Below are 6020 nucleotides of genomic sequence, written 5' to 3'. Positions count from 1 at the left end.
TCTAGCAGTAGGAATCCCCGTCCTTTAGGTCGGGGAGGATGTCAATTAACTGAACACCGCAATATCAATAGTCGCCGTTTACATGCGGTTGGTAGTTCTCTTGGTATTTATTTTTGGGCGAAAGCCATCCGCCAACGTAAGGCAAAATACTTGGCTTATGGCTTATTGTCTGGCTATGCCTGTGCGTGGGTGGGGCACTTCTTTCATGAACATAATAAGCCAGCAAGTTTTAAACAACCGCTTTATAGCTTTATCTCTGACTGGAGAATGTTGTCTGATATCGTACGTGGTCGCTTGAGTTTAATTGATCGTAAATTTGATAAAATTGATTCCTAATTTAAAAAATCCCTTAAACGACATTCGATGTCGTAAAGTCGCTTTAGGCGGCTTTTTTATTGTATTGATATCCGTTAGGCTTGGAAAAAATCAAGGTAAAATAAAAGTATGGAACAACTCAACCCATCTGACTTAAAAGCAATTCTTCATTCTAAACGGGCCAATCTGTACTACCTTGAACATTGCCGAGTGATGCAGAAAGATGGTCGAGTTTTATACCTGACCGAAGCCAAAAATGAAAACCAGTACTGGAATATTCCGATTGCCAATACCACTGTAATTTTACTCGGCACAGGCACATCCATCACCCAAGCTGCAATGCGAATGCTGTGTAGTGCAGGTGTGTTGGTTGGTTTTTGTGGCGGTGGTGGGACACCGCTATTTTCAGGCAGTGAAGTGGAATGGTTGACTCCACAAAGTGAATATCGCCCAACGGAGTACATGCAGGGGTGGATGAGTTTCTGGTTTGATGATGTCAAACGTTTAGAGGTGGCGAAAGCCTTTCAAATTGCTCGTATTGAATTTATCCGTAAAATCTGGGCAAAAGATAAAGATTTAAAAGATGAAGGTTTTTATCTGGATGATGCGGATATTAGCCAAGCTTTAATCGGTTTTGAAAATAAAATTCCACATCAAACCAAAGTTGGTGATTTGTTACTTGCCGAAGCCATGACTACGAAACAGCTTTATAAAATTGCAGCAACTCGGTGCAAACTCAGTTTTGAGCGTAATCCTGAACAGGGCGATTTAGCCAATGACTTTCTTAATCATGGCAATTATCTAGCTTATGGACTCAGCGCAACCACGCTTTGGGTGTTAGGTATTTCACATAGTTTTGCAGTGATGCATGGCAAAACCCGACGTGGGGCTTTGGTGTTTGATGTGGCTGATTTGATTAAGGATGCGGTGGTATTGCCATGGGCGTTTATTTGTGCCAAAGAGGGGATGACTGAGCAGGAGTTCCGCCAACAGCTATTGCAAAAATTCACAGAATATCGTTGTCTGGATTGGATGTTTGAGCAGGTGAAATTGCAGGCATTAAATAGTAGCAAATCAGATTAATTTGAGAATTCTATAATTTTTGAATCTACATACAGATGAATTCGTATATCTTATAACAGAAATACTTTATAGGTTGATTTTATTTTCTAAATCGATTAGGATATTTATTGAGCGATAAATATACACCATCACATCAGTGATGGGCTATTTTTTAATCATCGCTTGTGATTTTAGTTCATGACATTAGGAGAAAAATATGTCAAATAAATCAACTCATGTTGTTCCAAATGCTGAAGGTGGTTGGGATATCAAACAAAGTGGTGGGCAGCGTTCCTCAGGACATTTTGATACGAAGCAAGAAGCAGTTCAGCGAGCTCGAACAATAAGTCAAAATCAAAACACGGAATTAGTTGTTCACAATAAAGATGGACGTATTGCAGGAAAAGATAGTCATGGAAATGATCCTTATCCACCAAAAGGATAATGTTTATTAGTCATATCGACTGTTTAGAAATATAAAGTATTGCTGTTTGATTTATTGCCGCACAGGCAAATTAAGACACATAGATTTGAAATATCTAAAGATATTTCAAATCTTCTATATAATTTAGAGAATAAAAAAATGATTGTCACCTTTATTTCTCAATGCGAAAAGAAAGCAATCCCTCGAACTCGTCGTGTATTGGATGCCTTTGCAGATCGCATAGGAGATAATACTTGGCAAACGGTGATTACGGAAGATGGTTTGGTTACTGTAAAAAATTTATTACGAAAAACTGCCAGTAAAAATACGGCTGTGAGTTGTCATTGGATACGTGGGCGGCGTAGAAGTGAGTTGATGTGGATTGTGGGAAACCGAAATAAGTTTAATAGTGAAGGCATTGTACCTGTAAATACCACCAAAAAAAGTTTAGCTCAAAATAAATGGGAAAATGACTGGCATTATTTGCCTTTAATTAAGGCACTTGTGGCGGTATCTGCTTTACTGCATGATTGGGGCAAAGCAACAGTTCTTTTCCAAGAAAAATTAAAACCTCAAAGTAATAATAGCAAGAAAGGCGATCCGTTACGGCATGAGTGGATTTCCTGTCTTTTGCTCAATGCGTTGGTGCAATCATCAGGTGATATTGATTCTGATGAAGCATGGCTGAATTTATTAATAGCGCAGAAATGGGATGAAGAATTATTAAAACAAACGATTATTAAAAATTCAGACCAATCTAAAGTCTTGGATCAATTACCACCTTTGGCGCAATTGGTGGCTTGGTTGATCGTCTCACACCATCGTTTACCTGCTTTAAAGGATGAACAACGACGTAGAGATTATGCTGATACAAAAAAAGAAACACTGACAAGTTTGTTTAAAAGTATAAAAGTAGACTGGGGCTATCAAAATAAATTTGATGAACAGGATTATCAGCAACGTCTTAAACTTTGTTTTGAATTTGAACAAGGTTTATTAAACCAATCTGTTGAGTGGACAAAACAAATCAAAAAATGGTCAGCTCGATTATTGCAAGAATCACATACAACCGAACAAATCTTTGCAGATGGGAGTTGGCGAGTCATTTTACATCATGCTCGATTATGTTTGATGTTGGGCGATCATTACTATTCATCTTGTGAAGCAGATAAAACATGGAAAACCCGCTTATCCTTGAGAGCAAATACTGATCCAAAAACCAAACAATTGAAGCAATTTTTAGATGAGCATCTGGTGCGAGTCAGTGATAATGCAATGCGAGTGGCGCAGTCATTGAGTCGTTTAGCCGATGAGATGGAACCTGCTTATGATGTTCAAAAATTAAAAAAGAAAAGTCCTCAAGGTTTTGAATGGCAAGATCAGGCAGTAAAAGGCATTCAGCAATTTATTCAAAAAAATGAAGCTGCTGAAAAACAGGGCTGGTTTATTGTCAATATGGCAAGCACAGGTAAAGGAAAAACGATTGCCAATGCCAAGATTATGCAAGCTTTATCTAAAGATGCGCAGTCATTACGTTATATTTTGGCATTGGGTTTAAGAACCTTAACATTACAAACAGGCGATTCTTATCGTCATGATATTGGTTTAAGTAATGATGAGCTTGCTGTTTTAATTGGTTCAAAAGCAGTTCAGGAACTCCATCATCACAATACAAAAAAACCTCAGCAGGATGAATCTCATCTCATAGAGGAAATTGGCTCGGAGTCATTGGAGGAATTGTTAGATAATGAGCTAGATTATGATGCCATGCCACAAGCTGATTTTATGAATGCATTATTTCCTCAAAATCAGGCTGAACGTAATAAAGCATTTTTATATAAACCTGTATTAGCATGTACCATTGACCATTTGATGGCTGCGACTGAAACTAAACGTGGCGGAAAATATATTTTACCGAGTTTAAGGCTTTCATCTTCTGATTTGGTGATTGATGAGGTTGACGATTTTAATGGTCAGGATTTAATTGCCATTGCTCGCCTTGTCCATTTAACAGGAATGTTGGGTCGCAAGGTAATGATTTCATCTGCAACCATTCCACCTGCATTGGCTGAGGGATTTTTTAATGCTTATCAACAAGGTTGGGTGTTGTACTGTGCGTTTAAGAAATTAAAGCAGACCAATACTGTTGCCATGTGGGTGGATGAGTTTAAAACTCAAATTCAAGCTATTGATCTGGACAATCAAAAAGAGGCAATCCAACATTATAAAAATGCCCATGATAAGTTTGTTGATTTGCGCTCAGATGCTTTGAGCAAACAAGTGATTAAACATAAAGCTTATATTGTGGATTGTGCTGATCTTGTGGCTGAAAAGGAAATACAACGCCTAGAACAAAGTTTACAAGCTCAATATTTTGAAAGAATTAAACAGAATATTGAACGTTTACATCACGATCATCACAGTATAGATGCGAAAACAGGGAAAAAAGTCTCTTTTGGTGTGGTACGTGTGGCGAATATTCCACCTTGTGTTGCTTTAACTCAATACCTGCTCAATGCTGAATGGTCACAGGAGATTGCACCTCGTGTCATGGCGTATCATAGTCGGCAAGTCTTAGTGTTGCGAAGTGAGCAGGAAAAACATTTAGATCATGTTTTAAAACGTAAGGAAAAACTAGGAGAACAAGCGGCTGCATTTTCAGATGAGGTGATTCGTCAGCATTTAGATGTGACAGATTACGATAATGTAATTTTTATTCTAGTTGCAACGCCAGTTGAAGAAGTGGGGCGAGATCATGATTTTGACTGGGCAGTTGTTGAACCATCATCTTATCGCTCAATTATTCAGTTGTCTGGACGAGTTTTACGTCATCGAAAATTGGAACAAGACATTCAAAAGCCAAATATTGCTTTAATGCAATATAATTTAAAAGGATTACGCAAAGCTAAAGTTGCCTTTGAAAAGCCTGGTTTTGAAATAAATAATGATAAGTTTAAATTACAGAACAAAAATTTAAATGAGTTATTAGATATTTCAGGAACTGAATTTAGTATTAATGCCAGTCCAAGAATTAAAGCCAATCAACCCTTACAGGCGATAAAGAAATTGGCGGATTTAGAGCATGCAGTCATGGCAGATGCCTTAACTTCATATAATAAGGTTGGGGCAAAACCATTGAATTCATGGCTAACTCAAAAATGGTTTTTAACCGCTCTGCCACAGCAATTTAATCCATTTAGACAAAGCTCTCCTAATATTCAGCTTTTTGCACTATGGAAAGATCGTAAGCTTGTATTTTGTGAAAAAGATGATTTGGGGCGGTATATTGATCGGAATGGCTTCTATAACATTCATCCTTTTCAATTGAATGAATTAGAACAACAGCGATTATGGTTAAATCGAAACTATTACGACATTTTGTGTCGTTTCGTACTTGATAAATGTGTTGAAAATGAGGATATTGAGGAAGAAGTAGAAAAGTTATCCAAGCGTTATGGGGAAATTATGTTGCCTGAATATGATGAAAATAAAAAACTCATGTATTCAGAACAATTTGGACTTGTAGTTTTAGATCAATAATAAAGAGGAGAGAACATGACGGAAAGCATTCAGAATTTCTTAAATGAACGTAAAGAACTTTGGTTAAAGGATCGTTTAAAAAAAGCAGAAAATGACAGTGTAATTTCAGAATTACAAGGTCAAGCGGATGATAAATTTAGTTTGAAAGAATGGTTGCCTGATGCCGCAAAGAGGGTTACACAGCTTTCTATGGTGAGTCATCCAAGTAAATTTAGTCATCCTAGTGCAAAAACATCAAGTGTGATTGCTCAAGCAAAACAGATTAATGATGGTTATTTACGCAGTGGAAATGTCAGCTATCCATTAGATGTGTTTGGTAATGCTGCTGCGATGGATGTTTTTAAATTTTTATCCTTACCACTCACTGAAAAACTGACAGTATTAGATGGTTTTGAACGGCAAGAAGAGAGTTTAAAAACATTACTTGTTGGCGCTGATTTAGACTTTGAGACATTAGGTACAGAATTTCTAAAAATAAAAGCGACAGATACTTCGGTAAAAACTGATCATTTAGTGAAGCAGGTTTATTTCCCGATTGAGCAGGCTGAATATCATTTATTGTCTGTTTTAACGCCATCAGGTTTAATCACTCGATTAAAACAATCAATTGATACAATACGTTTTTCTGAAGAAACTAAACAGGCTAAAGAGTTACGCAGGAAAAATGAGCATCATGAAC

Annotated in this window: 5 protein-coding genes; all 5 read left to right on the top strand. The window is 37.1% G+C overall.

Translation table 11 applies throughout. The features are described from left to right. Positions 1–336: DUF962 domain-containing protein (locus B4H32_RS02195; protein WP_286799617.1), on the top strand; the 336-nt coding region annotated here is incomplete at its 5' end. A 108-nt stretch (positions 337–444) separates the two neighbouring features. Beyond that, positions 445–1398: a type I-F CRISPR-associated endonuclease Cas1f gene (gene cas1f, locus B4H32_RS02190; RefSeq protein WP_286799616.1), complete on the top strand. Its 954-nt coding sequence runs from the start codon at positions 445–447 to the stop codon at positions 1396–1398. Positions 1399–1594: 196 nt separating this feature from the next. Further along, a complete protein-coding gene (locus tag B4H32_RS02185) occupies positions 1595–1822 on the top strand; it encodes a DUF2188 domain-containing protein (protein ID WP_286799615.1) in 228 nt (75 codons plus the stop codon). A gap of 138 nt (positions 1823–1960) precedes the next feature. Further along, positions 1961–5341 carry a type I-F CRISPR-associated helicase Cas3f gene (cas3f, locus tag B4H32_RS02180; protein WP_286799614.1) on the top strand — a complete coding sequence of 1127 codons (3381 nt, stop codon included), beginning with the start codon at positions 1961–1963 and terminating at the stop codon, positions 5339–5341. A 15-nt stretch (positions 5342–5356) separates the two neighbouring features. Continuing rightward, positions 5357–6020: type I-F CRISPR-associated protein Csy1 (locus B4H32_RS02175; RefSeq protein WP_286799613.1), on the top strand; the 664-nt coding region annotated here is incomplete at its 3' end.

The sequence above is a fragment of the Acinetobacter sp. UBA2063 genome (assembly GCF_002333245.1).
Classification (GTDB): domain Bacteria; phylum Pseudomonadota; class Gammaproteobacteria; order Pseudomonadales; family Moraxellaceae; genus Acinetobacter; species Acinetobacter parvus.
This window is presented reverse-complemented; position numbering and strand designations above follow the sequence as displayed.

What these genes read in the sequence shown, in the direction of transcription:
- B4H32_RS02185 (WP_286799615.1), top strand. Translation starts at nt 1,595, where the DNA reads ATGTCAAATAAATCAACTCATGTTGTTCCAAATGCTGAAGGTGGTTGG.
- cas1f (WP_286799616.1), top strand. Translation starts at nt 445, where the DNA reads ATGGAACAACTCAACCCATCTGACTTAAAAGCAATTCTTCATTCTAAA.
- cas3f (WP_286799614.1), top strand. Translation starts at nt 1,961, where the DNA reads ATGATTGTCACCTTTATTTCTCAATGCGAAAAGAAAGCAATCCCTCGA.